This is a genomic window from Thioalkalivibrio sp. AKL12, from assembly GCF_000377925.1.
In the GTDB taxonomy this organism is placed as follows: Bacteria; Pseudomonadota; Gammaproteobacteria; order Ectothiorhodospirales; family Ectothiorhodospiraceae; genus Thioalkalivibrio; species Thioalkalivibrio versutus.
The window spans coordinates 114,818-141,812 of the sequence record NZ_KB898892.1 but is presented as its reverse complement, the minus strand read 5'-3'; the positions used below and the strand labels follow the sequence as shown (position 1 = coordinate 141,812).

Genomic DNA, 26,995 nt, shown 5'->3' with positions numbered 1-26,995 from the left:
GCGCGACCCCCTGACCGACGGCAAAACCTTCTGTAATCGCCTACAACCCTTGGGGACAGTACCGCATTCCCGCCCCCGATGGCATACCCCGAAAATCGCTTTCCCCAACGTCGAAAAAACGGCTACCCTGCACCCATGACGCTACGACCCACTCAAGCCTGCCAGCACTGCACCCTGCGCCAGCTCTGCCTGCCTATGGGCCTGCCCCAGGATGAACTCTGGCAACTCGACCAAATCGTCCAGCAACGCCGGCCGATCGCCAAGGGTGCGCCCCTGTTCACCATGGGGACCAAGTTCGAAGCGCTGTACGCGGTCCGCACCGGGGCACTGAAAACGGTGCTGATCTCCGATGACGGGACCGAACAGATCACCGGCTTCTCGCTGGCCGGCGACCTCCTGGGGCTGGACGCGATCCACTCCGGCAAGCATCCGGTCAGTGCCATTGCGCTGGAGTCCACCAGCGTCTGCGCCGTGCCCTACGGGCATGTCGACGACCTCGCCGGCCGCCTGCCGACCTTCCGCCAGCACATGATGAGCGTGATGAGTCAGGAACTGGCCCAGGACGAAAGCCTGCACGCCTTGCTCGGCCAACGTACCGCGGAGCAGCGTCTGGCGACCTTCCTGATCGCCCTGTCGGAGCGTCATCGCGCCCGCGGCCTGTCCCCCGAACGGTTCTACCTGCCCATGTCCCGGGCAGACATCGCCAACCACCTGGGCCTGACCCAGGAAACCATCAGCCGGTTGTTTACTCAGCTGCGCAACCAGGGCGTAATCAACCTGCACACCCGGGACCTGGAGATCCTCCAGCCCGACGGCCTGCGCAACACGGCCGGGGTCACCTTCACCTCCGCCGCGAGCAGTGCCTGAAGCCGGGGACACCCCGGAGCCGGCCACGGACTTCGACGCCTTCTGGGCATTCGCCGACGCACTGTGGGTCGATCGCACCGCTCGCGAACGTCTGATGCGCTGGCAGGACGAATTTGGCGTGGACGTGATGCTGGCGTTGTTTGCCCTGTGGTACCCGCAGCCCCTCGGACCCTCGCAATGGCGCGTACTGCGGCAAACGGCCCGGCGCTGGCAGTCATCCTCCACCGAACGCCTCCGCGCACTGCGCCGGCGGCTCCACACCCCCGAGCGCAACGCGCTCTACCGCGAGGTGCTGGCACTGGAGCTTCAAAGCGAGCGGCTCGCCGGCCTGCAACTGCTCGCGGAGGCCCGGCGCGTGGCGCCGCAGACCACCCCCGCATTCGCCATCGACCGCCAGCGCCGATTGCACACCCTGTTCCCCGACCTGCCGGACGCCGAGATCCGCGACGGATTGCGCGAGTTCACGGCCGCCTGAACAGCACGTGGTGCACGCAAGGCCGCATTCCGGCTATCCTCCCCGCACATTGACCGAACACGGCAGGATTCATGTCGGATGATCTGCGCAGCCAGCTCCTGAAAACGGGGCTGGTCGACGAAAAACAGGTTCGCCAGGCCAAGTCGCAAAAGCACAAGGCCCAGAAGGGGAACGCGAAGAAAAAGAAGGACCGCAACACGGGTCCAGACCCGGGCGTGGCCGAAGCGCGCAAGGCCGAGCAGGCCGAGCGTTCGCGACAGAAGAACCGCGAACAGCAGGAACGTGCCGAACGCCGGGCCCGCCACGCGCAAATCCGCGAACTGGTCAGCACCCACCTGGCGCCGATTCCCACCGGCGATGCCGCGCTGGATTATCACTTCCAGCAGGGCGGTCAGATCCGCCATCTCCCGGTGACCGTCGACCTGCAAAAGCGCCTGGCCGACGGCCGCGCCGCGCTTGCCGGCCTGGATGTGCGCCCGGAAAAGGGGTTCCGGGTCATCCCGCGCGAGACCGCCAACCGCATCCGCGAGCGCGATCCGGAATGGCCACTGGTCATCCCCGCCGAGGACGAAACCGGATCGGAACCTGCCCCGGACGACCCATACAAGGACTACGTGGTACCCGACGACCTCATGTGGTGACCGCAGGGGATTCCCCGCAGGCCAGCGATCCAATTAGTCGGTTGCGCGCTTCACGTCCGCGGCGGGCATGCCACTTTGCTGCGGGCGCCGCGCCTCGTCACTGGACATGTCCTGCGGCGTGATCCCGCCCTGCTCCAGGCCCTGGGCGGGGCCGGCCGACTCCTCCGGCTCGCCGCTGCCGCAGCCTAGCGCCAGCAGACCCACGGCGGTCAGACCGATCACCAGGGGGGCGGCTCGCTGAATCTCTCGCATCATCTTCACTCTTGATCCATGTGTACTCGAAGCCTGCAAACTCTGCGGCGGGCGTGCAACATCGAGTGTAACAGGCGGGGGTTCCGGCAAGGGCTTCAGGCGGCGCCCACCGGCAGGATCCGGGTCCCCGACTGCCCGGCCAGGATAGCCGCGGCGTCCTCCAGCGAACCGATCCCGACCCGAATGCCGCCCTGGGCAGTGCGCCGTGCAGCCTCCATCTTCGGCCCCATGGAACCGCCCGGGTACGCTGCCGGCTCCACGGCCGTAACCAGAAGCGCCTTCAGGCGCCGGGCGTCCGGCGTGCCCCAGTCCATGTAGACGCCGTCGACATCGGTCAGCATCAACAGCCAGTCCGCCCCGACATGCGCGGCCAGGCGCGCGGCCGTCAGGTCTTTGTCCACCACGGCCTCGATGCCGTATAGACGCCCGTCGCCGTCACGCGCGACCGGTACGCCGCCGCCCCCGGCACAGATCGCCACCGACCCGCCATCCACGAGACTGCGGACGGCCTCCATACCCAGCAGGCGTTGCGGCTCCGGCGACGCCACCACCCGCCGCCAGCCCTCGCCATCTGGCGCCACGTCCCAGCCACGCTCGTCGGCCAGCGCGCGGGCGCGGGCCGCACCCCAGGTCGGGCCAATGAACTTTTCCGGGAGGTCGAAGGCGGGGTCGTTCGGATCGACCTCGGTCTGGGTGAGCAAGCTTGCCACCCGGTCATGGCCCAGCGCGTTATGCAGCTCCCGCGCCAAGATGTAGCCGATCATGCCGTGGCTCTCGGCCCCGACCACATCCAGCGGCCAGGCGATGCGATCGCATTCCGCCTGATTGGCGAGCAACCCCACCTGCGGCCCGTTGCCGTGGGTGACGACCACCTCGTGCTCGCACGCCACGGCCGCGATGGCTGCCGCCGCACGCTGGGCGTTGTGCTGCTGGGCCTCGGCCGAGGGGGTCTCGCCGCGTTGCAGCAGGGCGTTACCGCCCAGCGCGATCACGATACGCATGGCGGGCCTACTCCGTACTTGAAGGGTTGGGTCAGGTGCGCGGGAGCGTGACGCCGCGCTGGCCCTGGTATTTGCCACCGCGGTCCTTGTAGGAGGTCTCGCAGACCTCGTCGGACTGCAGGAACAGCATCTGCGCCACGCCCTCGTTGGCGTAGATCTTGGCGGGCAGCGGCGTGGTGTTGGAGAACTCCAGCGTCACGTGGCCCTCCCACTCGGGCTCCAGCGGGGTCACGTTCACGATGATGCCGCAGCGCGCGTAGGTCGACTTGCCCAGACAGATGGTCAGCACATCGCGCGGGATGCGGAAGTACTCGACCGTATGCGCCAGGGCAAAGGAGTTCGGCGGGATAATGCAGCAGTCCGACTGCACGTCCACGAAACTGCCCTCGTCGAAGCCCTTGGGGTCGACAATGCTGGAGTTGATGTTGGTGAAGATCTTGAAGTGATCGGAGCACCGCACGTCATAGCCGTAGCTCGAGGTCCCGTAGGACACGATCCGCTGCTCGTCGCGGTAGCGGATCTGGCCGGGCTCGAAGGGCTCGATCATGCCCTTCGTCTCGGCCATCTCCCGAATCCAGCGGTCCGCCTTGATGCTCATTGGCCCTGTCCCTGGTGGCGCACCGGATCAGTTGTCCTGGATCACGATGTTGGGGAATTTGCTGCTGTAGTCCTTGGACTGCTCAGCCAGCTTGGCACCCGTGCGCCGTGCGATCTCGCGGTAGATCTCCGTGATGCGGCCCTCCGGGTCGGCGACCACGGTGGGTTCGCCACCGTCCGCCTGCTCGCGGATGCGGATGTCCAGCGGCAGGGCACCCAGCAGATCCACGCCGTATTCCTCCGCCATGCCCTCGGCGCCGCCCTGGCCGAAGATGTATTCCTCGTGGCCGCACTTCGAGCAGATGTGGATGCTCATGTTCTCGATGATGCCGAGCACCGGCACCTCGACCTTCTCGAACATGCGCAGGCCCTTGCGCGCATCCAGCAACGCGATGTCCTGCGGCGTGGTCACGATCACCGAACCGGAGACCGGGATCTTCTGCGACAGGGTGAGCTGGATGTCACCGGTACCCGGCGGCAGGTCGATGATCAGGTAGTCCAGCTCCTTCCAGTTGGTCTCGTTCAGGAGCTGCTCCAGCGCCTGGGTAACCATCGGGCCACGCCAGATCATTGGCGTGTCCTCGTCGATCAGGAAACCAATGGACATCGCCTGCACGCCGTGGCGCTCCAGCGGCTCCATGCTCTTGCCGTCCTTGGATTCCGGCTTGTCCTTGATCCCCAGCATGCGCGGCTGGCTGGGGCCATAGATGTCGGCATCCAGGATACCGACCTGCGCGCCCTCGGCGACCAGGGCCAGCGCCAGGTTGACCGCGGTCGTGGACTTGCCCACCCCGCCCTTGCCGGAAGCCACGGCGATGATGTTCTTGATCCCCGCCATCGGCTTCAGGCTCTTCTGCACCGCGTGGGTCGTGACCTTCGTGCTGATGGTGACCTCGGAGGACTCGAGCCCGGCCACACCCGCCAGTGCACCCTGAATGGCGGCGCGCAGCTCGTCGTGGTACCCAGCAGCGGAATACCCCATCTGGACATCGATCGCGGCACGGGCACCGTCCACGCGGATGTCCCGGACCTCGCCGGCGGCGACCAGGTCCTGCTCGAGGTACTTGTCCTGAACGGTCTTCAGGGCGTTTTCGATCTGCTCTCGCGCGAGTTCGGCCATGGGTACGTGGCATCCGATGTTGGGAGTGATCGCGCGATTCTACTGGCCTCGGTGCACGACGCCAATGGCACCACGAGCCACCCGTCCTTTCCGAAGCCCCCGGGCGCGAATCAAGGCAGGTGTCAAGGCCCTTGCGACGGTTTTATGCACAAAGGGCCTGAAGATAGGGAACATCGGCCAAGATAGGCGAACAAGCATCTAAGTCGCTGCACCATTGTTCTTCAAGATACTGTTTTCCCTGACTTCTTATGTGTTGGTCGTTTTTTAACCAATTTGTCATGCGGCCTTGTGTGGCAAGGCCTGGCGACCGATTCCACCGGGTTGCCCACAGAGTTATCCACAACTTCTGTGGACAACATGCCGGAGCCCTTGGCACGCCTCGACAACCCGCGATCCAAACCCGACAATAGCGCCCCTGCACCCGCGCCCGGTGCCACCCAAACGAGCCAAGCAATGACCGATACCCCGCGCAAGATCCTCGTCACCAGCGCCCTGCCCTACGCCAACGGCCCGATCCACCTGGGCCACCTGGTGGAGTACATCCAGACCGATATCTGGGTGCGCTTCCAGCGTTCGCGCGGCCACGAGGTCATCTATGTCTGCGCGGACGACGCCCACGGCACGCCGATCATGCTCAAGGCGCGCGCCGAGGGCATCGAGCCGGAAGAACTGATCGCCCGCGTGCGCCAGGAGCACGAGGCCGACTTCGCCGAATTCCGCATCGGGTTCGACCACTACCACTCCACCCATTCGGACGAGAACCGCGAGCTGGCCGGGCAGATCTACACCGCGCTGCGCGACGCCGGACATATCGAGACCCGCACCATCGACCAGGCCTATGACCCCGAGGCCGGGATGTTCCTGCCCGATCGCTTCATCAAGGGCACCTGCCCCAAATGCGGCGCCGCGGAACAGTACGGCGATTCCTGCGAGGCCTGCGGCGCGACCTACAGCCCGCTGGACCTGAAGGACCCGGTCTCCGCGATCAGCGGTGCGCGCCCGGAGTCGCGCGCCTCCGAGCACTACTTCTTCAAGCTCGGCGACTTCGAGGCCTTCCTGCGCGAATGGACCCGCTCCGGACGCCTGCAGGACGCGATCCGCAACAAACTGGACGAGTGGTTCGACACCGGTCTCAGTGACTGGGACATCTCCCGCGACAAACCCTACTTCGGCTTCGAGATCCCCGATGCGCCGGGCAAGTACTTCTACGTCTGGCTCGACGCGCCGATCGGCTATATGGCGAGCTTTCGCGCCTACGCCGCGCAGCAGGGCCTGGACTTCGACGCCTGGTGGGGCGCGGACTCCGACGCCGAGCTGTATCACTTCATCGGCAAGGACATCGCCTACTTCCACACCCTGTTCTGGCCGGCCATGCTGCACGGTGCGGGCTATCGCACCCCCTCGGCGGTGTTCTGCCACGGCTTCCTGACCGTCAACGGGCAGAAGATGTCCAAGTCGCGCGGCACCTTCATTCGCGCCCGCGACTACCTGGAGCACCTGAACCCGGAATCCCTGCGCTACTACCTGGCCGCCAAGCTAGGCGACAGCGTCGACGACCTGGACCTGAATTTCGAAGACTTCGTACAGCGCGTGAACTCGGACCTGGTCGGCAAGGTGGTCAACATCGCCAGCCGTTGCGCCGGCTTCATCAACAAGCGCTCCAACGGCGAACTGGCCGCGGAACTGCCGCGCCCGGACCTGCACGAGGCCTTCGTTGCCGAGGGCGAGGCGATCGCCGAGGCGTTCGAGAAGCGCGAATTCGCCCAGGCGATGCGCCGCATCATGGCCCTGGCCGACCAGGCCAACCAGTACATCGACGAGGCCCAGCCCTGGGTACTGGCGAAGCAGGAGGGCCGCGAGGCAGAGGTCCAGGCGATCAACACCCAGGGGCTGGACCTGTTCCGGATCCTGATCGTCTATCTCGCCCCGGTGCTGCCGAAACTGGCCGCCGATGCCGCCGAGTTCCTGAATCTGGACGACACCCGCTGGGCCAGCCGCGAGCCGCTGGTCGGACGCAGCATCCAGAAGTTCAAGCCGCTGATGACCCGCATCGAAGCGGAGACCATCGACAAGCTGCTGGAGGCGTCGAAGGCCACCCTGGCCGCGACCGAGGCATCCAGCGCCACCGACAACGCCGCCCCGGAGGCGACCGTGGACCCGATCGCCGCGACCATCGACTTCGACACCTTCGCCCAGGTGGATCTGCGCATCGCGCGCATCGCCAACGCCGAACACGTCGAGGGCGCGGACAAGCTGCTGAAGCTGACCCTGGACATCGGCGACGAGACGCGCCAGGTATTCGCCGGCATCAAGTCCGCCTACGCGCCGGAGGACTTGATCGGTCAGCATACCGTGATGGTCGCCAACCTGGCCCCGCGCAAGATGCGCTTCGGCGTCTCCGAGGGCATGGTGCTGGCCGCCGGCCCGGGCGGCTCGGAGCTGTACATCCTGAATCCGGATGACGGCGCCCGGCCCGGCATGCGCGTCAAGTAGTGCTCGCCACCGGCGGCGCGATTTACGCAGAACACCCGCGGCCCATGGATTTGCGCCCGTTGCTCGCGTAAGCTGCCGCTCTTTTCTCGGTCCCCGGACGCATGGAACAAAGCCCCGAATTCAAAGCACAGGTCCGCCTGCTGGCCGACGCCGGACGCGAACTCGCGGAACGCGGTTGGCTCCCCGCGCGCACCGGGCACTTCTCCGCGCGCCTGGATGACCAGCACATTGTCATTACCGCTCCCGGGCGCGGCAAGGATCTGCTGGATGCGCACGACTTCATGGTCGTCGATCTGGAAGGCCACCTGATCTCCGGCAGCGGAGACCCCGGCCCCGAGACCTTCCTGCACATCATCATGTACCGCCACGACCCCAAGCTGGGGGCCGTGCTGCACACGCACAGCGTCCACGGCACGGTGCTTTCGCGCCAGGTCGCCGGGACGCTGCTGCTGCGCGACTACGAGGCCCTGCGCGAACTCCCGGGTTGCGAACACCCCTCGCGCGGCCTCCAGATCCCGGTGTTTGCCAATCACCCGGACATGCAGCAGTTGGCCGCCCAGGTCGACGCCGCCATGACGCGCAATCCGGAGCTCGCCGGGTATCTGATCAACGGGCACGGCCTCTACACCTGGGGTCAGACCGTAGAACTGGCGATGCAGCGAACCGAAGCCTTCGAGTTCATGTTCGAATGCGAGACGCTGGCCCGCCAGCTCGTCGTGTAATGGCCACCTCTGCCGCGCATTCGGCGCCTCAGGCCATCATCCTGGCCTTCGAAGGGATCCTTGCCCCATCCGGCGTGCTGCGCGAGACGCTGGAGCCACATGCCCAAGAGGCGCTGCCCGGCTTCCTCGAGCGTCACGCGGAGTCCACCGCCGTACAGCGCACCCTGGCGGATATCCTCGCCTACTCCGGGCGCGAGCTGGACGCGGATGGCCTGCTCGCCCAGATCCGCGCCTGGATTCGCGGCGGCCAGGACATTACCCCGGTGCGCCAACTGCAGGGCATGGTCTGGGCGGACGCGCTGGAGGCCGGCGCGCTGCAGCCGCAACTGGACGCGGCCACAGCCGAAGCCCTGGTGCACCTGCACGCGGCCGGCGTCGCCCTCTACAGTTTCGGCGCAACCCCGGCCCCGGTGCAGCGCGACTGGCTGCGCCACAGCCCGCACCCGGAAGTGGAAGATTGCCTGGACGGGCTGTTCGATACCCGGATCGGGGGCCGGCGAGATGCCGGCAGTTACCGCCGTCTGGCGGAAGAGATCGGCCGCACGCCCGAGACGGTGCTGGTCCTGTCCGCGCGTGGCGACGAGCTCGATTGCGCGCACCAGGCCTGGCTAATGACCGCCCGGCCCGAGGCCGACCCGAATGCGCAGGACGCGCATCCGGTACGGTCCTTAACCTCGCTCATGCCCGCGGGCGCGCAGGGCAGCTAGTCTCTTACTCAGGACCGCTGACAAGAAGGCTGTCCGTCGCACACCTGGAAGCCGCCCAAAGACGGGGTCACTCCGCAGAAAGCGGGTACCCACGAAGCCCTCGGGGTTGAGTACGCTGTACCACTCCCGGATACTGTATTGTTGACCTGACGACTCGGATTTAACGTGGAATACGTCCTGATACTCATCAGTACGATCCTCGTGAACAACTTCGTACTGGTGAAGTTTCTGGGCCTGTGCCCGTTCATGGGGGTCTCACGCAAGGTCGAGACGGCCACCGGCATGGGCCTGGCCACGACCTTCGTTCTGACGTTGTCCGCGGTCAGCTCCTACGTGATCAACGAGTACCTGCTGCTCCCGCTCGGGCTGGAGTACCTGCGCACCATCGCCTTCATCCTGGTAATCGCCGCCGTGGTGCAGTTCACCGAGCTGGTGGTGCGCAAGACCTCGCCCCTGCTGTACAACGTGCTGGGCATCTTCCTGCCTCTGATCACCACCAATTGCGCGGTGCTGGGCGTCGCCCTGCTGAACGTCCAGGAAGCGCACAACTTCGTCGAGTCGGCCCTGTACGGCTTCGGCGCCGCGGTCGGTTTCTCGCTGGTCCTGATCCTGTTCTCCGCCATCCGTGAGCGGATCGCGGTGGCCGACGTGCCGGTGATGTTCCGCGGCAGCGCGATCGCCATGATTACCGCCGGGCTGATGTCGCTGGGGTTCATGGGCTTCTCCGGGCTGGTTCGGCTGTGAGCGTGCTGTACGCCATCCTCGCGATCGGCGGCCTGGCCGCCGTGTTCGGGGTGATTCTGGGCTTCGCCGCGCAGCGCTTTCGCGTGGAGGCGGATCCAGTCGTCGATCAGATCGATGCCCTGCTGCCGCAAACCCAGTGCGGCCAGTGCTCGTATCCCGGCTGCCGCCCGTACGCCGAGGCCATCGCCGCGGGCGAAGCGGACATCAACCGCTGTCCGCCCGGCGGCCAGGCGACCGTGCGTGCCCTCGCGGACCTGCTCGACCGCGAGCCCACACCGCTGGAGGAAGAAGAGCAGGAGAAGGCCGTCGCCATCATCGACGAGAACATCTGCATCGGCTGCACCCTGTGCATCCAGGCCTGCCCGGTGGACGCGATCCTCGGGGCTGCCAAGCAGATGCACACCGTGATCGAGGAAGAATGCACCGGCTGCGAGCTGTGCATCGAGCCCTGCCCGGTGGACTGCATCACCATGGTCCCGGTCGGCACCGACATCACCGAATGGCGCTGGTCGGAGCCGAACCCTTCGCCGATCGAACGGCCCATCCACGTCATCGCGGACGGTTCGCGGCAGTCCGGCTGAGCCGGATGCCCGCGAACCGTTAGAATACGCTTATGCAGCTGCATCGCTTCCATGGGGGCCTGAAACTGGCCGAAGAGACCGACGCCAGCACCCGCGACCCGGTGCTGGTGATGGGCGTGCCGTCCCGGCTGATCGTCCCCCTGGGCCAGCATATCGGCGAGGCGGCGGAGCCCTGCGTGGCAGTCGGGGACCGTGTGACCAAGGGCCAGCGGATTGGCCAGTCCAAGGGCTATATCGCCGCCCACGTGCATGCCCCCACCTCCGGCGAGGTGGTAGAGATCGCCGACCACGCGGTACCCCACCCTTCGGGCCTCAGCGCCCCCTGCATGACCATCCAAAGCGATGGCCGCGACGACTGGGGCGAAACCCGCATGGAGCCCTGGCTGGACTGGGACACCCGCGACCCCCGCAAGCTGCGCCAACGCATTCGCGATGCCGGGATCGTCGGACTGGGCGGGGCGGCCTTTCCTACCGCGGTCAAGCTCAATCCGCGCGCCGGCCAGCGCATCCACACGCTGATCGTGAACGGGGCCGAGTGCGAACCCTACATCAGCGCCGACGACTCGCTGCTGCGCAGCGCCCCCGAGGCGGTATTCGAGGGCATCCGCATCGTCGCCCACCTGCTGGGTGTGGAGCGCGTACTGTTCGCGGTGGAAGACAACATGCCGGAGGCCATGCGGGCACTGACCGAGACCCTTCCCGGCGAACTGCGCGAGCGGCTCCAGTTGGTCTCGGTGCCATCCATCTATCCCACTGGCGGCGAGCGCCAGCTGATCAAGGTCCTCACCGGCCAGGAGGTCCCCAGTGGCGGCCTGCCGGCGGATATCGGGATAATCTGCAACAACCCCGGCACCTTCAAGGCCGTCTGCGACGCCGTGATTCAGGGTCGCCCGCTGCTGTCACGCATCGTCACCGTCACCGGGCCGGGCGTGCAGCATCCGCGCAATGTCGAGGCCCTGCTGGGGACCCCCTTCGCCGACGTGATCGCGGCCGCCGGCGGCTACGCCGAGGGCGTGGACCGCCTGGTGATGGGCGGCCCGATGATGGGCTTCGCGGTCCATGACGACGCCATCCCGGTGATCAAGGGGACCAACTGCCTGCTGGCGACCCGTCCGCAGGACACGCCCGCACCCGGCCCGCTGATGCCCTGCATCCGCTGCGGCGAGTGCGCGGCCGTCTGCCCGGCGCAACTGCTGCCGCAGCAGCTGTACTGGCAGGCCAGGGCCAAGGACTTCGACGCGACCCAGGACTACGGCCTGTTCGACTGCATCGAATGTGGCTGCTGCGCGCATGTCTGCCCCAGCAACATCCCGCTGGTGCAGTACTACCGCTATGCCAAGAACGAGATCTGGGCGCGCGAGAAGGAGCGCCAGAAGTCGGATATCGCGCGCGAACGCTACGAGTTTCGCCAGGAACGCATCGAGCGCGAGGAACGCGAAAAGGCCGAACGCATGGCCAAGAAGAAGGCCGCGCTCAAGAAGAAAGACAGCAGCGCCGACGGCGACAGTAACGAAAACAGTGACAAACAGGCCGCCATTCAGGCCGCGCTCGAGCGCGCCCGAGCGCGCAAGGCCGCCAAGGCCGGGGACGCCGTCGAGGGCGCGGCGACCGAGCAAGCGGACAAGGCGGCCGCCACCCCCGAGACGCACACCGAACCCGCCCAATCCGGCGAACGCGATTCCACGGACACGGGCGACCGCTGATGCGCTTTCGCACCGAATCCTCGCCGCACATGATCCCGGCCCACTCGGTGGGCGGGGTCATGCAGCAGGTCCTGATGGCGCTGGTGCCCGGCACCCTCGCGATGGCCTGGTTCTTCGGCTGGGGCGTACTGGTCAATGTGGTCCTGGCGGTGCTGTTCGCGGTGGCCTTCGAGGCCGCGATCGTCGCCGCCCGCAAGCGCCCGGTGATGGCCACGCTGGGTGACAACTCGGCGATCGTCACCGGCTGGCTGTTCGCGCTGGCGGTACCGCCGCTCACACCCGTCTGGGTCACCCTGATCGGCATCGCCTTCGCCATCATCGTCGCCAAGCACCTGTATGGCGGGCTGGGCTACAACCCGTTCAACCCGGCGATGGTCGGCTACGTGGTGGTACTGGTCTCGTTCCCGCGCGAAATGGCCCTGTGGCCGGCCCCGGACACCCTGTCCGAGATGTCGCTGGGCCTCGGGCAGACGCTGCAGACGGTCCTCACCGGCAGCCTGCCGGCCGCCATGGACTGGGATGCCATCACCCGCGCCACACCGCTGGATGCGATGCGCGAGGGCCTGGGCGCCGGGCGCACGGTCAACGAGATCACCACCAGCCCGCTGTTCGGCACCTTCAGCGAAACCAGCTGGGAGTGGATCGGCAATTTCTTCCTGCTCGGCGGGCTGTACCTGTTGTTCCGGCGGATCATCCACTGGCACATCCCGGTGGCGGTGATCCTGGGCGTGGCGATCCCGGCCGGCTTCTTCTGGATGCTGGACCCGGACTCCTTCGCCTCGCCGGCCTTCCATGTATTCAGCGGCGCGGTGATCATTGGCGCCTTCTTCATCGCCACCGACCCGGTGTCCGCCTCCACCACTCCGCTGGGGCGCATCCTCTACGGGGCCGGCATCGGCGTGCTGATCTTCGTCATCCGCACCTGGGGCGGCTACCCGGATGCGGTCGCCTTCGCCGTACTGTTGATGAACATGGTCGCCCCGACCCTGGACCACCTGACGCGCCCGCGCATCTTCGGGCGCGAGCGCCGCGGACCGCCACCGGGGGACGGCCATGGGTAACCTGAAGCCACGGGACATCCTGCTGGCGACCGCCCTGCTCGCTGGGTTTGCCGCCGCCGGGGCCGGCATCGTCGCCCTGGTACAGGACTCCACCGAGGCGCGTATCGCGGAGAACCGCATGGCGGTCAATCGCAACCGCATCGCGGAGCTGACCGGGGAACTCGACTACCGCAACGACCCCGTCCACGACACCATCGATCTGAACCACGATCTGCTGGGTGGAGGTCCCCTGCCGGTCTGGTTCGCCCGCGATGCCGAGGACGAGGTGGTCGGTATCGTCTTCTCCGCGATCGCCCCGGACGGCTACAGTGGCAATATCCACCTGCTGATCGGCGTCGACCGCGACGGCGAACTCCAGGGCGTGCGGGTCTCCGCGCACCGCGAGACCCCGGGCCTGGGCGATGCCATCGAGGCCGAGCGCTCCGACTGGATCCGCGGCTTCGACGGGCGCTCGCTGGGCAACCCACCGGCCGAGGGCTGGCACGTGCGCAAGGACGGCGGGGTCTTCGACCAGTTCACCGGGGCCACCATTACCCCGCGTGCGGTGGTTCGCGCCGTCTATCGCACGCTGGAATACTTCGACCATCACCGTGACGAATTGCTGGCGACCCGGCCCGAGGAAACCGGCTCCGTCACGGAACCGCTCCCGACCAGCGAGATCAACGGGGACGACGAGGCAAGCCGATGAACCCGACCCTGACCGACATCATTCGCGACGGCCTGTGGCACAACAACCCCGGGCTGGTGCAGCTGCTGGGACTGTGCCCGCTGTTGGCGATCTCCGGCACCATGGTCAACGCGATTGGCCTCGGCATCGCGACCACCCTGACCCTGCTGCTGTCGAACGTGCTGGTCTCGCTGATCCGTGACCATGCGCGCCCGGAGATCCGCATCCCGGTGTACGTGCTGATCATTGCCTCCATCGTCACCGCCATCGAACTGGCGATGAATGCCTGGTTTCACGGGCTGTACCTGATCCTCGGCATCTTCATCCCGCTGATCGTGACCAATTGCGCGATCATCGGCCGCGCCGAGGCCTTCGCCTCGCGCAACTCGGTCCCGCGCGCCGCGCTGGACGGGCTGATGATGGGGCTGGGCTTCACCGGCGTGCTGATTGCCCTGGGTGCCCTGCGCGAGGTCCTCGGCCAGGGCACGCTAATGGCCAACGCCCACCTGCTGTTCGGCGAGTGGGGCCACGGCATGACCCTGCAGCTCTACCCGTCCGAGCACGGCTTCCTGCTGGCCCTGCTGCCCCCCGGCGCCTTCATGGCCATGGGCCTGCTGATCGCTGCCAAGAACTGGATCGACAGCCAGTTTGAAGCGGAACCGAGCCCCACCGGCGACGAGACCGCGACCGCAACCGAGGCGAGCCCCGACAACGCCTGATCGGCTCCGGCCTTGATTCCTGGCTGTCAGCCGGTAAACTTCCGGCGCCACGAATCCGTTCTACCGGGGCCACAGCCCCGGACATTCAAACGTCCCAGGAGATTGGCATGGCTGGACACTTCCCGTTTGCTGGCAAGCGCGGCACGCGCTACGGCCTCGCCCCGCGCGGCACGATCGCCGCCTTTTTCGAGAACCACGGGTTCAACGACGAGCTCCAGGAGAAGTACTACAAGTGGTGGTACGACTTCGCCAAAGACTTTGTCGAGAAGGACAGCGACCTGTCCTACACCATGATCCGCAAGTTCGACAGCTACCCGATGGGCACCCATGCCCACCATGCGTTCCACTTGAACGACAAGTACTGGCCGAGCTGCCTGGACGAGCTGGGTTCGTTCATCCGTGACGTCATCTTCCCGAAGATGGACGAAAAGGCGATGCACGACATCGAAGAGAAGCACGCCAAGCTGATCAAGGACCTGGAGAAGGAAGCCGAGTCCAACCCGCGCGACGCCGCGCCGGATGTCGGCCTCTTCCGCCACGTCTGAGCAACGTCACTACGCGAGTTGCCGGCCCCGCGAAGCGGGGCCGGTTTGTTTGGAGCCCCCCCGCATCCATGAATGCCGCGAAGCGTGAAGCCATCTTCGAGCGCCTGAAGGCGGCGAACCCCGAGCCGACCACCGAGCTCGACTACGCCACCCCGTTTGAACTGCTGATCGCGGTCATCCTGTCGGCCCAGGCCACGGATGTCGGCGTCAACAAGGCCACGCGCCGCCTCTACCCGGTCGCCAACACGCCCGAGGCGATCCTCGAGCTGGGCCTCGACGGCCTCAAGGAACACATCAAGACCATCGGCCTGTACAACGCCAAGGCCGAGAATGTAATGAAGACCTGCCGCATGCTGGTCGAACGCCACGGCGGCGAGGTCCCCCGTGACCGCGAGTCGCTGGAGGCCCTGCCCGGCGTCGGGCGCAAGACCGCGAACGTCATCCTCAACACGGCCTTCGGCGTCCCCACCATCGCGGTGGACACCCACATCTTCCGGGTCGCCAACCGCATCGGCCTGGCCCCCGGAAAGACCGTGCTGGAGGTGGAGAAGCGCCTGATGCGCCTGACTCCGAAGGCCTACTTGCAGGACGCCCACCACTGGCTGATCCTGCACGGGCGCTACGTCTGCAAGGCGCGCAAGCCGGAGTGCTGGCGCTGCCCGATCGCGGACCTGTGCGAATACAAGGCAAAGACACCGCCCCCGGTCGGCGCCTGAACGAACCTACCCTCTTCAAGGAACCTCCCATGTACGGCAACCGCGACCAGATCCGCACCCAGTTCGTCGACGCCTGGCAGAAGGCCCAGGCCGGCGAGGCCCTGTCCGATCTGGAACAGCAACTGGTGGACGTGATCTCGGACCACCCCGAGTACCACGACTACCTGAAGGACCGCGAGACCGCGCTGACCGGCGAATTCCCGCCGGAGCTCGGCACCTCCAACCCGTTCCTGCACATGGCGATGCACCTGAGCCTGCGCGACCAGGCGCGCACCGACCGCCCAGCCGGGACCCGCCAGTTGCACCAGGGGCTGTGCGCCCGCTTTGGCGTCATGGATGCCGAGCACCGGATGATGGAGTGCCTGGGCCAGGTCCTGTGGGAAGCCCAGCGCAGCAACGCCGCGCCGGACGAGAGTGCCTACCTCGAGTGCGTCAAGCGCCTGGCGAGCCGCTGACCGCGGAACCCGCCGCGCTTGCGGACGTGGGCGGTCGATCCAGCCCCCAACGGTCCAGCAATACCAGCATGGCGGGCGTAAACAGCAGGGTCAGCGGAGTCGCGAACAACAGCCCTCCGGCGATGGCCGTCGCCAGCTGGACCCAGAACCCGGTGACCGGCGCACCCACGTAGAAGTCCCGGCCGGCAAAGTCCACCGTCCACGCCAGCACCATCGGTAACAGGCCGAGGATGGTCGTGATCGCGGTCAACAGCACCGGCCGCATCCGCTGTGCGGCCGCGCGCAGGGCCGCCTCCATCGCATCCAGCCCAAGCCTGCGCTGCTCGTTGTAGGTATCGATCAGCACGATGTTGTTGTTCACCACGATCCCCGCCAGCGCCAGCACGCCGATCCCGCTCATCACGATACCGAAGGGCTCCCCGCGCAGAAGCAACGCCAGCAGCACCCCGGCGGTGGAAAACACGATCCCCGAGAGCACCAGAAAGGCCTGGGAGAAGCGATTGAACTGGGTCACCATCATCGCGAGCATCAGGAACAGCGACAGCCCGAACGCCCCCAGCAGGAAGTTCGTGGCCTCGGCCTGCTCCTCGGCCTGACCGCGAAAGCGAAGCTGCACCTCGGCGTCCAGCTCCAGGTCGGCCATCCGGCCTTCGAGCGCACGCTGGCGCTCGTCTACCAGATAGCCGGGGCCCGCATCCGCCTCCAGGGTGTACGCACGCTGGCCATCGCGGCGCTTGATCAGGCCGGTCGCCGGCACCGGCACCAGCTCGGCGAAATGGGCCAGCGGCACCAGCCCGGTGGCCCCCGGCAGGTTCAGGCCCGCCAGCTGCTGAAGATGGCGCTGCGCGGCCGGCAAGCGCAAGCGGATATCAACCTCCTCGTCGCTGTAGTCCGGACGGTAGGTTCCCAGCAAGATCCCGCTGGTGACCAGTTGCACGCCCTCGCCCAGCAACGGGACATCAACCCCGAAGCGAGCCGCCTGTTCACGGTCAAAGCGCACCTCCAGCTCCACCCCGGGCAGGGGCAGGTCGTCGGTCACGTCCACGAACCCGCCGAGGGCGTCCATTTCGGCGCGTAGCTGACGGATCACGGGTGCAATCCGCTCGGGGTCGGCGCTGGCGGCCTCGAGCACGATCGGACGACCCTCGCTCGGTCCACGTTCCTGGGCGCGGAACTGCAGGCGAATCCCCGGCAGGTCCGCGGTCCGCCGGCGCAGGTCTTCGATGATCGACTCCGCCGGTGGCCGCTGCCGCCAGCCAATCAGTTCCAGCTGGATCACCCCGATCACGTCCTCGGCATAGTCGCCCTGCAGACGGCCCAGCTGGGTCCCGATGGTGCGCGCGTAGACGTGGCGGATCTCGGGTACGCCGTGCAGAGTGCCCTCCACCTGGCGGACCAGGGCATCCGCCTCCCATACCGAGAGATCCCCGCGTGCCTGCACCTGGACCTGCACGAAGTCGGGCTCGACCTGCGGGAAGAACTCCACACCCCGGCCCTGCGTGGCATACAGCGCGTAGGCCACCACGACCACCGCGACCGTCCCCGCCAGCGTCCAGCCGGGATGCCGCACCAGGGATTGCAGCAGGTGGATATAGGCGCGCGTAATCCCCTGCAGTTCGTCGTAGCGTCCCTCCTCTGCCGCGCGCACGTAGCGCGTCTGCGCGGCGTTGATCGGCCGGCTCTGCCCGATCACCGCACCCAGCGCCGGGATGAAGACCAGTGCCATCGCCAGCGAGGCGATCAGGGTCACGATCACGGTGGCCGGCAGGTAGACGATGAACTCGCCGACCATGCCGGGCCACAGCAGCATGGGCGCGAACACCGCCAGCGTGGTCCCAATGGCCGTTGTGATGGGCCAGGCCATGCGCTGGGCGGCCGCGCGGAATGCATCCGCCCGGGCCATGCCCTCGGCCACATAGCGATCCGCCAGCTCCACGACCACCACGGCACCGTCCACCAGCATGCCCACGACCAGGATCAGGCCGAACAGCACCACCACGTTCAGTGTGAAACCCATCAGGTAGATCACCAGGATGCCGCCGAGGAAGGCCCCGGGAATCGCCATGCCCACCAGCAGCGCCGCGCGCGCCCCCATCATCGCCAGGATCACCAGCGCCACGATCAGCATCGCGGTGATCACGCTGTTCTCCAGGTCCCCCAGCAGGTCACCTACATCCCGCGCCATGTCCTGCAGATAGGTCACCTCCACGGCTTCCGGCCAGTCGGCGCGGGCAGCCTCGATGGTCGCACGGGCGGCCGCGACCACCTCGAGGACATTGGCCTCCGACGCCTTGCGGATTTCCAGGGAAACCGAAGGCTGACCATCGATGCGGGTGAAGCCCTCGGGGTCGCGGTAGGTCTGACGTACCTCCGCGACATCGCGCACCCGCACCACCGCATCGCCCTCCACACGGATCGCGGTGTCCAGCACGTCGTCGACATCATCAATGGTACCCGGCACGCGCAGCGGAATACGTCCGGCCCCGGTGTCCAGCGCGCCGGCTGCCACCAGCCGGTTGTTGCGCTCGATCGCGCGGGTCAGTTCGCTGAAGGACAGTTCATACGTCTCCAGCACCAGCGGATCGACCAGGACCTCCATCTGCTCCTCGCGATCCCCGCCGACATCCGCCTCCAGCACCCCGGGGATCGCCTCGACCCGGTCGCGCAGCTCGCGCGCCAGGCGCACCAGCGCCCGCTCGTCCAGCGGCCCGGAGAGATTCAGCGTCAGCACCGGAAACAGCGACAGATCGACCTCGGAGACGCTCGGCTCCTCCGCACCCACCGGCAGCTCGGGGCGCACCTGGTCGACCTCCTCGCGCAGGTCCGACAGCGCCTGACGATTGTCCCAGCCCGGCTCGAAGTCCAGACGCACCAGGGCAAAACCCTCGCCCGCCCAGGACTGCATCTCGTCCACCCCGGCCAATGCCTGCAGCTCGCGCTCCAGCGGCCGCAGCATCAAGCGCTCGGCGTCTTCCGGACTGACCCCGGGATACGGCACCGAGACAAAGAAGATCGGGACATCGATCTCCGGTGCCGCCTCCTTGGGCACGATGTGGTACGCGGTCGCCCCCAGCACCAGGATCAGCAGAAGAAAAAGCAGTACCGTCCGGGCATGTGCCACCGCCCAGGCGATCAGGGACCTCACGGCGCCGCCCCGTCCACCGATTCCGGCACCGCCGCCCCGGGGTCCGTCTCCGCCGCTTGCGGGCGCACCCGCTCACCATCGGTCACGAAACCGTGGCCGATGGTGATCACCCGTGCCGTTTCGGGCAGGCCGGTCACCCAGACGCCATCGACCGCGGCCCGGATCACCTCCACGGCGTGGAACACCACCCGATCCGCCGCGTCGACCGTCTTCACGCCCACACGCCCGGCGTCATCCAGCCCCATCCAGGCCGGGGACAGCTTGTGCGCCTGCACCACAGCGGTCGGGATCTCGACGCCGGCACTGATACCCGACGGCAGGGCCTCGTCCGGGTTCGGCACGGCAATCTCGACGCGAAAGGTCTGCGTGCCCGATTCGGCCACGCGCGAAACGAACCGCACCTCGCCCTCGGCACGCCGTCGATCAAGGAAACGGATCCGCGCCGGCTGGCCCGGCTCGACCCGCCCGATCTGGTGCTGGGGGACATGCACCACCGCCAGGAGCGGGTCGTTGTCGACCACCTCCGCCACCGGGTCGCCGCGACTGACGAAGTCGCCGCGATCCGCCAGGCGCTGATTCACGATCCCCGCGACGGGTGCGACGATCCGCGTGTTGCGAATGTCCAGCTCGATCGCCTCGAGCTCGGCCCGTGCGGCCTCGCGCTCTGCCTCGCGGGCCTCCAGCTGGGTACGCGAGACATGCCCCTGGTCGTGCAGGCGCTGGGCCGCCTCTTATTCGCTCTCCGCCCCGCGCAACCGGGCAATCGCCTGGCGCCGCCGCGCCTCGCGATCATCCATGCGCAGGTTCGCGAGTTCATCCCCAACATCCACCCGCGCCCCGCGGGCCACGGCCCATTCGGCGACCTGGCCGGCGGTCTCCGCGCGAACCATCACGCGCAGGTCCGGTTCCACCCGCCCCTGCAGCACCAGCAAACGCTCTACCGGCTCGGCCGTGAGCTCCGTTACCGCCACCACCATGGGCTGGGGATCGCTTGCCCGCGGCGCCTCCTCCGTCTCGTGCCCGAGCATCCCGGAGACGATCCAGACCACCACGAGGACCAGAATGCCCAGGGCGATGAACAACCGGGACTGGGCGCGCAGGCGATGCCAGACAGACCCACTCACGCTACGCTTCCAGCCGCGCCCGGACGAACCGCACCAGCAAACCCGGCCCCCGCTCTCACTGTGCACCACCGAACAGCCGCTGCCACCAGCGCCGGCGACTGCCGGTGGGGGGCACCGCGACCTCAAGATCCACCGGCGGCACCCGCGACACGACCCAGCCCGGTAGGACCCGGAGCCCGGAGGAGCCACAGCTGGAGCCGAGGTTGTTGGGATCGAAGATCTTCACGAACTCCGGATGCTCGCGGTCATCGACGTACACGATTCCGCAGTAATCCTCGTCGTGATCACGCCGCAAGAGGGCGTCGACTTCGTCGACGAAACGCCGGAAGGTCTCCTCCGGCACCGGCTGATCCGGGACATCGTCGCCCACCGCATAGACGTACCATCCGGCGTCCGCGCGCTCGCGCAGACGCTCCCACAGTTGGTCCAGCTGCTCCCAGTAGAGGATGCCGGTGGAACCGGCCTCGAATCGTTGCAGAAAGCCGAGTTCGGGACATTGTTGCGCGGTGGACATCAAGGGCATCCGGGGGTCGCCAGCGTAAGCGAACATCGTAGGCCCCCACCCCGGATGCGACAAGCCGGTGGAAACCGATCCGACCCACGCTTGCGTGGAACCCCGAACCCGCGCCAGGCTCTTAGTCCAAAGAGCCGCCAGCGAAGACGAATCCGCCATGCGAACGATCAGCCACTCCACCTCCCTGCGCGCCGAGCCGGATCGGGTCTTCGAGCTCCTGAGCCACGTCCCCAATTTCGTGGACCTGTGCGACCACGTGGAACATATCGAACGGCTGGGCGATGACTGCTACCGCTGGACCATTCGCGCCGCCGGCATGCGCATGGGCTTCGACGTCGAAGTCTGCAGCGCCATCGCCCCCGAACACTTCGCCTGGCGCTCCATCCGCGGGATTCACAATCGCGGCAGTTACCGGCTGACCCCTGATGGCGAGGGCCATACGCGGGTGGACTTCGAACTGGAGTACAAGCTGAATCCGATCCTGGATGCCGCCGTGCGCCGCGTCGCCCAGTCGCTGGTGGAGCGCGTATCGGGGCAGCTGATGGACCGCGCCCAGCAGCGCCTGGACGCCCAGGCGCCACGCGCCTGACGGCCCTGCAGGCCAGCCGTCAGGCGGTTTCCACCGCCCCGGAATCGCCGGCAGCCTCGTTCAATAGATCGCGCAGGGTGCGTCCATCCAGACGCTCCCGCCGCGCCACATCGACGTCCTTCAGGGTCCGCTCCACCGCCGCACTGCCACGCAAGCGGCGGATCGCGCGGTCGTCGGTGTCCGCGCGCAGGGCCTCCAGGATCTCGTCCACACGGATGGCGTCGAGATCCCGCGCCGGGACCAGCTGCTGCCCGTCCTCGCCCGCCTTCAGCAACAGCCCGGCCTCCTCCAGCCGGCGCGCTGAGCCTCCCAGGGCATTGCCCGGGACGGCCAGCGCCGCGGCGACCTCGTCCAGCGTCGGCGCCGGATGCCCGTCATGGAAGCGCTGTCCGACCTGCTGCATCAGGTGCAGGCCCATGCGCTCGCGCCCCGCGCCGGACAAGCGCAGGCGGATACCGCGCACGTTCATGTATTCCGGGTGCTGCACGAAGAAGGCGACGTTCGCCCCGATCAGCAGGATCAGCCAGGCGAGATAGAGCCAGATCAGCAGCATGATCATGATCGCGAAGCTGGAGTAGATCGCCGCATAGCGGGTCGAACCCGCCACCATGTTGGCGAACACCCAGCCAACGCTCTGCCACAGCAACCCGGCCACCACGGCCCCGAGCAGCGCCGGGATCACCTTCACCCGGGTGTTCGGCACAAACACATAGATAAAGGCAAAGGCGGCGATGATCAGGAGATAGGGCACCAGCCGCGAGATCTCGGTGATCAGCATGCCGACGGGCCCGATCCCGGCGACCGTCTGCATCGCCGCCGACGACATCACGGTAGCGGTCACCCCCAGTGCGGAGACCACCAGAACCGGACCGATCAGAATCACCGACAGGTAGTTGGAGAAGCGCTGGGCCAGGCTGCGGTTGTTCTCCACCCGCCAGATGGCGTTGAAGGCCAGCTCGATCTTCTGCACCAGTGCGATGACCGTGTAGACCAGGAACAGCAGACCCACGAAGCCGAGCACGCCCACGCGCATATTGTCGACAAACTCGAGCACATTGTGGGCAATCTCCACCCCCTGCTCGCCCAGGGGCTCGAGCACGCCCAGCAAGAATGGCTCTACCGCGTTGTGGGCACCAAAGGCCTTGAGCACCGAGAATGACAGCGCCAGCAGCGGCACCATCGACAACAGGGTGGTGAACACCAGGCTCATCGCGCGCAGCGTCAGCTGCCCCTCGGAGACCTCGCGCACCAGCGCGAAGACACCGCGTACCATCCCGAGCGGAACGGCCTTCCAGCGCGGCAACGCCGAAAGATCCGTGTCATTGACCAGCTCGGTCAACTGGCGGCGCCGGGCATCCAGGCGCTCGGCCCAGGCTATGCCGGCCACGCATCACTCCCGTGGATAGGGGGTTCCCTCACGCGCCGTTACTTCTGCTGCCACTGGCCGTTGCCGTCCTGGTACCAGTAACCCGAGGGGGCCTCTTCCACCCAGACGCGGGCAAAGGTCTCGCGGATCTGGCGTTCCCAGTCCGGACGGTCATTGGCCCGGGCGATCTCGCGGTAGAGCGAATCCCGATCCGAGTTCTCCTCGCTGACCAGTCGCTGCACGGTGCTGCGATCGCGCAGCGGAACCTCGGAGAGATCGCGGATCACCACATCCGCGTTGTTACCGAAACCGATCGCACCGCTGCGGAAATGCGGTGCCAGCTGCGGCCCCCGCTCGCGCAGCGAGGCCCGGATGCGGTTAATGGCCGGGGTCTCGATCTGCAGGTCCGGGCTCTGCGCGGCGGCCGGGCTCACCAGGCGTTCCAGCACCCACACGAGCACCGGCGCGGCGCTCGTCGTGCCCGTGTGGCGCGGCTCCGACGGCTGCAGCTGCACACCGGACTCGGGCTCCGGTGCCGGCTCGGCCTCGGGCACCTGCAGCGCATCCCGCACGATGGCGCGCGCCGCCTCCTCCGCCGCTGCGGTGGGGAAGTAGATATTGATGGTCACGCAGCCCGCGAGCAGCGCGAACATCAGAGCCAGTCCCGGAACACTCCACAAAGCCTTCATGCCTGTCATCCCTTGTTCGGGCGGGTAAACCCCGCATGTGCCCAATCTACACCATCATCCTGAACCGTAACCAAACACCGCGGCTGACTCATTGCACGACCGGCCCCTCGCCGCCCTGAATCTGCGCCAGGCGGTCGATCAGTTCCGGCCAGTCCACCCGGCGGTTGTAGCCGATCACCTCTATCTGCGGCAGGCCACCGCCCTGTACCAGCACGAACCCGCCGTCCGGGCGATCTGCCACCCCGGAGGCCGTGCACACGTCCCCGCGCAGTTCGCAGCGAAAGCCCAGGCGGCGATAGCTGAAGTTCTCGAAAACGCGCAGGAAGATCGACGAAGCCGCCGCCTGCAGGCCGCCACCCAGCTCGGTGATGTTCTCCACCGCCCGCTGGCTGATGCGCCGCCGTCCCGGATCGTCCATTGGCGTCATCAGCTCCAGGTCCATGTGCACCGGCGACCAGTCCACCATCACCAGGTCGTTCACGTGCCCCGACAGCCGTCCCTGGATCCGGCCGATATCGAAGGCCCGCGTGACCAGTTCCAGGTCCAGGCGCTGGATCTGCGTGGACAGCCCGAGCTCCGGTGCGTACCCGAACAGATCGTGAATATAGACATCGCGCAGCACCACCTCGCCATCGAACACCTGGACCAGCAGCCGCCCATCCACGTTCAGATCACCGTCCTCCAGGCGCACCCGCGGGATCATCCCGGCCACCTGACCGGAGAAGCGAGGCCAGCCTAACACCCCGGTCAGCGACTCCAGACTGATCGCCCGAATCCCCCCCTGGAACTGCACGTCCGGCCCGGTCTCGGTCTGCTGCACGCTGAAGGCCCTGACCCGCAGGCCCCCATCGAGGATCGGGATCTCGGTCGCCTCCAGCAATTCCAGCCCCTGTGGCCGCGCACGCACCCGGGCGGAAAACCCGTCGAACGGCAGGCCGTACAGATGGGCCGCATCAAAGCCGATGCGGCCGGGGCCACCCGGCACGGTGGCGGACCAGTCCAGCTCGCCCTGCGCACCGCTCACACCAAAACGCCCACGCCGGTCCTGAGCCTCGACCCCGGACCATTCGAGCCGGGCGTAGTGCGGCTCGGAGGCCTGCACCTCGACCTCGCCGGTCATACGCCCTGCGGCATCCAGTTCGCCCAGGGCTGTGCCCACCAGCCACGGCGACAGCACGGTCTCGTAGATCACGCCAAGTGCCCCGACCTCACCCCGGAACTGGCCATCCAGACCACGTTCGGGCGCAAAGGCGAGGCCCTGTCCCTGCAGCGAGGCCGCCTCGCCATAATCCAGTGACAGCGACTCCGCTCGCACCGCTCGGCTCTCGCCGTCCACCACCACCCCGCGGGCGTCCAGGGTCAGCGGACCCTCGGCATCCAGGTCGACAAACCAGGGATCGACGAACACCACACCCGCTGTCAGTGCCAGATCAACATCCCAGCCGTCGGCATCGCCCGCGAGGCGCAGCCGGCCGTCCAGTTCTTCCCCCGCCTGCAGGCCCAGATCGTCGCTGAATGCGAGATCATGCACCGTCAGCGTGACCTCGGAACGCCCGCGTTCACGCCAGTGCAGCGCGAGATCCGCCGTGCCCTGCCCCAGATGCACGGGCAAATCCATTGGCAGGCGCGCCGACCCGGCCAGGGCCGCCAGGTTGATCCCCGCGAGATCGGCCCGCACATCCCAGCCGCGGGCGGGATCCAGCCGCACGTGGAAATCGCCCTGCGCCCCGAACCAGCCGGGCCACGCACCCGCCAGCGCAAGCGCACCCGTCTCGCGCCCCCAATACAGGCCTACCGGGGCACCCCGCAGGTGCAGATCCCCGGCATCGCCCCAGAGTCGCGCCGTATCGCAGCGGACCTCGGCACGACTTACCTGCAGATCACTGCATTCCACACGCAGGTCTTGCAGGGTTCCGATGGGCTCGGGGAGTTCGACGCGATCCGCGCGGATCGCCAGGGACAGGCCTTCGCGCGTCCATTGCACACGGGTGCTCAGGCCATGCGCGTCAAGATCGTCGCGCAACAGGGATTCGATCCGCAGATCCAGCTGGATGCCGCCATCGAACTCCACCTCCGCATCCGCGGCCACGGCCACACCCGCCAGCAGAAAGAGCATCAGCCCGGCCGCCGCGCCATACAAGCCCGGTGCACGGCGCAGCGCGAGCATCAGGCCGGGTCGCCCCGCTCCGGCAGACGGTCGCGTAGCGGCCGCGCCAGGCGGGCCAGCCATTCGCGCATCGCGAAGCGCGACGTCTCCAAGGCCTCGAGGGTCGGCAGGAAGTCCTCGACCCGCCGTGGATCGCTCGTGGGGCCGCGAAAGCCGGTCGGTGCCGGGTCGGCCGCCAGCCCGGCACGTTCGAAGCAGGCCAGGGCACGCGGCATGTGCAGGGCCTGGGTCACCACCAGCACCCGTTGCACGTCACTTTGCTGCAGGCGCTGGCGGGTGTGCGTGGCGTTTTCGCAGGTGTTGCGCGAGGTGCTCTCCAGCCAGCGCACCGGCACCCCCAGATCGGTTTGCAGGGTGGCCGCCATCAGCTCGGCCTCGGAGCGCCGCCCGGGCAACGCGCCCGGACGCCCGCCCGAGACCAGCAGCGGCAGCCCGGTATCGCGGTGCAGCCGGGCGGCATGGCGCAGACGCTCGTGGGTCTGGGGATTCAGGGCATCGCGGCCGCCGTCCTCGCCGCGTCCGGGCCAGCGTCCGCCGCCCAGCACCACGATGGCATCGGCCCGCCCCACCGCCACCACGGCATCGCGCAAATCGCGCTCGATGGCGTGCGCCAGTGGCTGGGCAACAACATTCAGGCTTGGCAGCACCAGCGCCAGCAGACCGATCGCCAATAACGGCCGCCCCCCGCGCCAGTCGGCGCGCCAGAAGGCGACCCCGACCAGGGTCAGCGCAATCCCAAGCCCCGGGGGCAGCAACAGGTATTCGGCAACCGTCTGCAGGGACGCGAGCACGGCGCTCTCCGCCTGCGATCCGCCCTACTTCTTGCCCGGGGAATAGAGGTAGTGGGCGTACGTCGCCACGTCCTCGGAGACCCGGCGGATCAGGTGATCCAGGCTGATGATGGCGAACTCCAGCAGGTTCACCGCAATGTACGGCTGCTCGACGCGCAGGCGGTCATACATGGAGCGCGACAGGCGCAGCAGGCGGGTATTGTCGCTCAGGGCGCGCATGCGCACGCCGCGGGGCACGCGGTCAAAGAACGACATGGACCCGGCCAGTTCGCCGGTCTGCATGCGCCCGACCTCGATCTCCTGGTTGCCGTCGTCGTGGTACAGCGCGGCGGTCCCGCTGACCACGAAGAACAACGACTCTCCGACCTCGCCGATATCGGCGATCACCTGCTTGTGGTGGGTTTCCAGCACCTCCAGGTATTCGAGAAGGATCTCGACCTCGGCCGGCGTCAGCGACGCCGAGATCGGGTGTTTGGAGAGGAATTCGGTCAGCAGTTCCTTGGACATGGAGAGGCTTCCTTCTGACGGGTCCGCAGTAGAAGTG

At 67.4% G+C, this 26,995-nt stretch carries 27 protein-coding genes and 1 pseudogene; 16 read left to right on the top strand and 12 right to left on the bottom strand.

What is annotated here, in order from left to right; translation table 11 throughout:
• The first annotated feature begins 135 nt into the window (after positions 1-135).
• The 3 genes from fnr (at position 136) to D579_RS0104360 (ending at position 1,983) form a co-directional block, all read left to right on the top strand.
• Positions 136-867, top strand: coding sequence for a fumarate/nitrate reduction transcriptional regulator Fnr (fnr, locus tag D579_RS0104370; protein WP_038050199.1), 732 nt, complete (start codon positions 136-138; stop codon positions 865-867).
• Positions 860-1,342, top strand: coding sequence for a DUF2390 domain-containing protein (locus tag D579_RS0104365; protein WP_018938705.1), 483 nt, complete (start codon positions 860-862; stop codon positions 1,340-1,342). Before fnr ends, D579_RS0104365 begins: the two co-directional genes overlap by 8 nt.
• Positions 1,343-1,413: 71 nt before the next feature.
• Positions 1,414-1,983 (top strand): DUF2058 domain-containing protein, encoded by a 570-nt coding sequence (locus D579_RS0104360; protein ID WP_018951222.1) that lies wholly within the window; start codon positions 1,414-1,416, stop codon positions 1,981-1,983.
• Positions 1,984-2,016: 33 nt separating this feature from the next.
• Here D579_RS0104360 and D579_RS0104355 read toward each other — a convergent pair whose 3' ends face one another.
• From D579_RS0104355 to apbC, 4 genes are all read right to left on the bottom strand, one after another.
• A complete protein-coding gene (locus D579_RS0104355; RefSeq protein ID WP_026287977.1) occupies positions 2,017-2,235 on the bottom strand; it encodes a hypothetical protein in 219 nt (72 codons plus the stop codon).
• Positions 2,236-2,330: 95 nt separating this feature from the next.
• A complete protein-coding gene (locus D579_RS0104350; RefSeq protein WP_018951221.1) occupies positions 2,331-3,236 on the bottom strand; it encodes a carbamate kinase in 906 nt (301 codons plus the stop codon).
• Positions 3,237-3,267: 31 nt separating this feature from the next.
• Entirely contained in the window at positions 3,268-3,834 is a 567-nt protein-coding gene (dcd, locus tag D579_RS0104345) for a dCTP deaminase (RefSeq protein WP_018146031.1), read from the bottom strand.
• Between the two features lie 27 nt (positions 3,835-3,861).
• The gene (gene apbC, locus D579_RS0104340) at positions 3,862-4,953 is read right to left on the bottom strand and encodes an iron-sulfur cluster carrier protein ApbC (protein ID WP_018951220.1); all 1,092 of its coding nucleotides are present in this window, start codon (positions 4,951-4,953) and stop codon (positions 3,862-3,864) included.
• A 453-nt stretch (positions 4,954-5,406) separates the two neighbouring features.
• Here apbC and metG point away from each other — a divergent pair, with 453 nt between their 5' ends.
• The 12 genes from metG to D579_RS0104280 all read left to right on the top strand — a co-directional run bounded on the left by metG (position 5,407) and on the right by D579_RS0104280 (position 16,066).
• Positions 5,407-7,446: a methionine--tRNA ligase gene (gene metG / locus D579_RS0104335; RefSeq protein WP_018951219.1), complete on the top strand. Its 2,040-nt coding sequence runs from the start codon at positions 5,407-5,409 to the stop codon at positions 7,444-7,446.
• Positions 7,447-7,547: 101 nt separating this feature from the next.
• Complete coding sequence (gene mtnB / locus D579_RS0104330) at positions 7,548-8,168, top strand: methylthioribulose 1-phosphate dehydratase (RefSeq protein ID WP_018938699.1); 621 nt, start codon at positions 7,548-7,550, stop codon at positions 8,166-8,168.
• Complete coding sequence (locus tag D579_RS0104325; RefSeq protein ID WP_018951218.1) at positions 8,168-8,875, top strand: hypothetical protein; 708 nt, start codon at positions 8,168-8,170, stop codon at positions 8,873-8,875. Before mtnB ends, D579_RS0104325 begins: the two co-directional genes overlap by 1 nt.
• 165 nt (positions 8,876-9,040) lie before the next feature.
• A complete protein-coding gene (gene rsxA / locus D579_RS0104320) occupies positions 9,041-9,619 on the top strand; it encodes an electron transport complex subunit RsxA (protein ID WP_018146036.1) in 579 nt (192 codons plus the stop codon).
• Positions 9,616-10,200, top strand: coding sequence for an electron transport complex subunit RsxB (gene rsxB / locus D579_RS0104315; protein ID WP_018146037.1), 585 nt, complete (start codon positions 9,616-9,618; stop codon positions 10,198-10,200). The genes rsxA and rsxB overlap by 4 nt, the downstream gene beginning before the upstream one ends.
• Positions 10,201-10,232: 32 nt before the next feature.
• Positions 10,233-11,903, top strand: coding sequence for an electron transport complex subunit RsxC (gene rsxC / locus D579_RS0104310; RefSeq protein WP_018951217.1), 1,671 nt, complete (start codon positions 10,233-10,235; stop codon positions 11,901-11,903).
• Entirely contained in the window at positions 11,903-12,964 is a 1,062-nt protein-coding gene (gene rsxD / locus D579_RS0104305; RefSeq protein WP_018938696.1) for an electron transport complex subunit RsxD, read from the top strand. Before rsxC ends, rsxD begins: the two co-directional genes overlap by 1 nt.
• The gene (gene rsxG, locus D579_RS0104300) at positions 12,957-13,652 is read left to right on the top strand and encodes an electron transport complex subunit RsxG (RefSeq protein WP_018951216.1); all 696 of its coding nucleotides are present in this window, start codon (positions 12,957-12,959) and stop codon (positions 13,650-13,652) included. The genes rsxD and rsxG overlap by 8 nt, the downstream gene beginning before the upstream one ends.
• A complete protein-coding gene (locus D579_RS0104295) occupies positions 13,649-14,350 on the top strand; it encodes an electron transport complex subunit E (RefSeq protein ID WP_018951215.1) in 702 nt (233 codons plus the stop codon). Before rsxG ends, D579_RS0104295 begins: the two co-directional genes overlap by 4 nt.
• Positions 14,351-14,457: 107 nt before the next feature.
• Positions 14,458-14,895, top strand: coding sequence for a hypothetical protein (locus D579_RS0104290; RefSeq protein ID WP_018146042.1), 438 nt, complete (start codon positions 14,458-14,460; stop codon positions 14,893-14,895).
• A gap of 68 nt (positions 14,896-14,963) precedes the next feature.
• Positions 14,964-15,611 (top strand): endonuclease III, encoded by a 648-nt coding sequence (gene nth / locus D579_RS0104285; RefSeq protein WP_018176360.1) that lies wholly within the window; start codon positions 14,964-14,966, stop codon positions 15,609-15,611.
• Between the two features lie 29 nt (positions 15,612-15,640).
• Positions 15,641-16,066: a DUF1841 family protein gene (locus D579_RS0104280; RefSeq protein WP_018951214.1), complete on the top strand. Its 426-nt coding sequence runs from the start codon at positions 15,641-15,643 to the stop codon at positions 16,064-16,066.
• Here the strand turns inward: D579_RS0104280 and D579_RS0104275 are convergent.
• From D579_RS0104275 to D579_RS0104265, 3 genes and pseudogenes are all read right to left on the bottom strand, one after another.
• Positions 16,044-19,211 carry an efflux RND transporter permease subunit gene (locus tag D579_RS0104275; RefSeq protein ID WP_018951213.1) on the bottom strand — a complete coding sequence of 1,056 codons (3,168 nt, stop codon included), beginning with the start codon at positions 19,209-19,211 and terminating at the stop codon, positions 16,044-16,046. The genes D579_RS0104280 and D579_RS0104275 overlap by 23 nt on opposite strands.
• Positions 19,208-20,335 (bottom strand): annotated as a pseudogene (locus D579_RS14185) (efflux RND transporter periplasmic adaptor subunit). Before D579_RS14185 ends, D579_RS0104275 begins: the two are co-directional and overlap by 4 nt.
• Before the next feature lie 55 nt (positions 20,336-20,390).
• Positions 20,391-20,849 carry a hypothetical protein gene (locus tag D579_RS0104265; RefSeq protein ID WP_018951210.1) on the bottom strand — a complete coding sequence of 153 codons (459 nt, stop codon included), beginning with the start codon at positions 20,847-20,849 and terminating at the stop codon, positions 20,391-20,393.
• A 157-nt stretch (positions 20,850-21,006) separates the two neighbouring features.
• On the opposite strand from D579_RS0104265, the gene D579_RS0104260 reads away from it, so the two are divergent.
• Entirely contained in the window at positions 21,007-21,438 is a 432-nt protein-coding gene (locus D579_RS0104260) for an SRPBCC family protein (protein WP_018938690.1), read from the top strand.
• A gap of 19 nt (positions 21,439-21,457) precedes the next feature.
• Here D579_RS0104260 and D579_RS0104255 read toward each other — a convergent pair whose 3' ends face one another.
• The 5 genes from D579_RS0104255 to D579_RS0104235 form a co-directional block, all read right to left on the bottom strand.
• On the bottom strand, positions 21,458-22,825 hold the full coding sequence (locus D579_RS0104255; RefSeq protein ID WP_018146049.1) for a YihY/virulence factor BrkB family protein: 1,368 nt from the start codon (positions 22,823-22,825) through the stop codon (positions 21,458-21,460).
• Positions 22,826-22,863: 38 nt separating this feature from the next.
• Positions 22,864-23,493, bottom strand: coding sequence for a YdbL family protein (locus D579_RS0104250; RefSeq protein WP_038050193.1), 630 nt, complete (start codon positions 23,491-23,493; stop codon positions 22,864-22,866).
• Positions 23,494-23,581: 88 nt separating this feature from the next.
• Positions 23,582-25,660: a hypothetical protein gene (locus D579_RS0104245; RefSeq protein ID WP_018951208.1), complete on the bottom strand. Its 2,079-nt coding sequence runs from the start codon at positions 25,658-25,660 to the stop codon at positions 23,582-23,584.
• Positions 25,660-26,451: a YdcF family protein gene (locus D579_RS0104240; RefSeq protein WP_018951207.1), complete on the bottom strand. Its 792-nt coding sequence runs from the start codon at positions 26,449-26,451 to the stop codon at positions 25,660-25,662. Before D579_RS0104240 ends, D579_RS0104245 begins: the two co-directional genes overlap by 1 nt.
• A 24-nt stretch (positions 26,452-26,475) precedes the next feature.
• Entirely contained in the window at positions 26,476-26,958 is a 483-nt protein-coding gene (locus D579_RS0104235) for a Crp/Fnr family transcriptional regulator (protein ID WP_018146053.1), read from the bottom strand.
• Between the last annotated feature and the right edge of the window lie 37 nt (positions 26,959-26,995).

What these genes read in the sequence shown, in the direction of transcription:
- D579_RS0104295 (WP_018951215.1), top strand. Translation starts at nt 13,649, where the DNA reads ATGAACCCGACCCTGACCGACATCATTCGCGACGGCCTGTGGCACAAC.
- nth (WP_018176360.1), top strand. Translation starts at nt 14,964, where the DNA reads ATGAATGCCGCGAAGCGTGAAGCCATCTTCGAGCGCCTGAAGGCGGCG.
- D579_RS0104290 (WP_018146042.1), top strand. Translation starts at nt 14,458, where the DNA reads ATGGCTGGACACTTCCCGTTTGCTGGCAAGCGCGGCACGCGCTACGGC.
- fnr (WP_038050199.1), top strand. Translation starts at nt 136, where the DNA reads ATGACGCTACGACCCACTCAAGCCTGCCAGCACTGCACCCTGCGCCAG.
- dcd (WP_018146031.1), bottom strand. Translation starts at nt 3,834, where the DNA reads ATGAGCATCAAGGCGGACCGCTGGATTCGGGAGATGGCCGAGACGAAG.
- rsxC (WP_018951217.1), top strand. Translation starts at nt 10,233, where the DNA reads ATGCAGCTGCATCGCTTCCATGGGGGCCTGAAACTGGCCGAAGAGACC.
- D579_RS0104260 (WP_018938690.1), top strand. Translation starts at nt 21,007, where the DNA reads ATGCGAACGATCAGCCACTCCACCTCCCTGCGCGCCGAGCCGGATCGG.
- D579_RS0104325 (WP_018951218.1), top strand. Translation starts at nt 8,168, where the DNA reads ATGGCCACCTCTGCCGCGCATTCGGCGCCTCAGGCCATCATCCTGGCC.
- rsxD (WP_018938696.1), top strand. Translation starts at nt 11,903, where the DNA reads ATGCGCTTTCGCACCGAATCCTCGCCGCACATGATCCCGGCCCACTCG.
- D579_RS0104235 (WP_018146053.1), bottom strand. Translation starts at nt 26,958, where the DNA reads ATGTCCAAGGAACTGCTGACCGAATTCCTCTCCAAACACCCGATCTCG.
- rsxG (WP_018951216.1), top strand. Translation starts at nt 12,957, where the DNA reads ATGGGTAACCTGAAGCCACGGGACATCCTGCTGGCGACCGCCCTGCTC.
- apbC (WP_018951220.1), bottom strand. Translation starts at nt 4,953, where the DNA reads ATGGCCGAACTCGCGCGAGAGCAGATCGAAAACGCCCTGAAGACCGTT.
- metG (WP_018951219.1), top strand. Translation starts at nt 5,407, where the DNA reads ATGACCGATACCCCGCGCAAGATCCTCGTCACCAGCGCCCTGCCCTAC.
- D579_RS0104350 (WP_018951221.1), bottom strand. Translation starts at nt 3,236, where the DNA reads ATGCGTATCGTGATCGCGCTGGGCGGTAACGCCCTGCTGCAACGCGGC.
- D579_RS0104245 (WP_018951208.1), bottom strand. Translation starts at nt 25,660, where the DNA reads ATGCTCGCGCTGCGCCGTGCACCGGGCTTGTATGGCGCGGCGGCCGGG.
- D579_RS0104360 (WP_018951222.1), top strand. Translation starts at nt 1,414, where the DNA reads ATGTCGGATGATCTGCGCAGCCAGCTCCTGAAAACGGGGCTGGTCGAC.
- D579_RS0104265 (WP_018951210.1), bottom strand. Translation starts at nt 20,849, where the DNA reads ATGTCCACCGCGCAACAATGTCCCGAACTCGGCTTTCTGCAACGATTC.
- mtnB (WP_018938699.1), top strand. Translation starts at nt 7,548, where the DNA reads ATGGAACAAAGCCCCGAATTCAAAGCACAGGTCCGCCTGCTGGCCGAC.
- D579_RS0104355 (WP_026287977.1), bottom strand. Translation starts at nt 2,235, where the DNA reads ATGCGAGAGATTCAGCGAGCCGCCCCCCTGGTGATCGGTCTGACCGCC.
- D579_RS0104250 (WP_038050193.1), bottom strand. Translation starts at nt 23,493, where the DNA reads ATGAAGGCTTTGTGGAGTGTTCCGGGACTGGCTCTGATGTTCGCGCTG.
- D579_RS0104280 (WP_018951214.1), top strand. Translation starts at nt 15,641, where the DNA reads ATGTACGGCAACCGCGACCAGATCCGCACCCAGTTCGTCGACGCCTGG.